The following is a 780-nucleotide window of genomic DNA, read 5'->3' as shown; positions in this document are numbered from 1 at the left end:
TCAAGCTTTGGATGGAACGATTCGTTTTGACTGACGGCCAATGGGCGAAGATGGAGCCGCTTTGTCTCGGCAAGCCGAGCGATCCTGGCCGCAGCGGCAAGGACAACCGGCTGTTTGTTGAGGCGGTGTTATGGATCGCCCGCACGGGCAGTCCATGGCGCGATCTGCCGCGCGCTTTCGGTCACTGGAACAGCGTGTATACGCGTTTCCGGGACTGGGTGAAGGCGGACGTGTGGAAGCGCCTGTTCGAGGCGGTCTCGGACGAGCCGGACATGGAGTACGCCATGGTCGACGCCACCATCGTCAAGGTCCACCGCCACGGACAGGGCGCAAAAGGGGGACTCAGAGCCAGGCCATCGGCCGTTCGAAAGGCGGCATGACCACCAAAATCCTGGCGCTCACCGATGCGCTCGGCAATCTGGTGCGTTTCGTGCTGCTGCCCGGACAGCGCTTCGACACGGTCGGCGTTCCGCCACTCATCGAAGGGGTAGCCTTCGGTGCGCTGATCGCTGACAAGGCGTTCGACAGCAACGCCATCATCGCCGATCTCGACGAACGCGGCGCCAAGGCCGTCATCTCCCAGCATCCGCGCCGCGCCAAACCTCTCGCCATCGACGAGGAGATGTACAAATGGCGGCATCTGATCGAAAACTTCTTCTGCAAGCTCAAGGAATTCAAGCGCATCGCGCTGCGCGCAGACAAGACAGATCAAAGCTTCGCAGCCATGATCCATCTGACCGCTGCCGTGATAAACTCCCGATGAATCCCAACAGACCCTAG

At 61.0% G+C, this 780-nt stretch carries 1 protein-coding gene; it reads left to right on the top strand.

Annotated elements, in window-relative coordinates:
* The first annotated feature begins 11 nt into the window (after positions 1-11).
* Positions 12-763 (top strand): IS5 family transposase gene (locus ACZYOF_RS44085; protein ID WP_282532799.1). Its coding sequence is split into 2 segments (ribosomal slippage): positions 12-342 and positions 342-763, totalling 753 coding nucleotides; the frame shifts between segments, so codons are not numbered across the junction.
* The last annotated feature ends 17 nt before the right edge of the window (positions 764-780 follow it).

Source organism: Bradyrhizobium sp. LeoA1Lang (assembly GCF_055413685.1).
The sequence above is the reverse complement of the archived record's forward strand: the minus strand, read 5'-3'. Positions and strand labels throughout refer to the sequence as shown.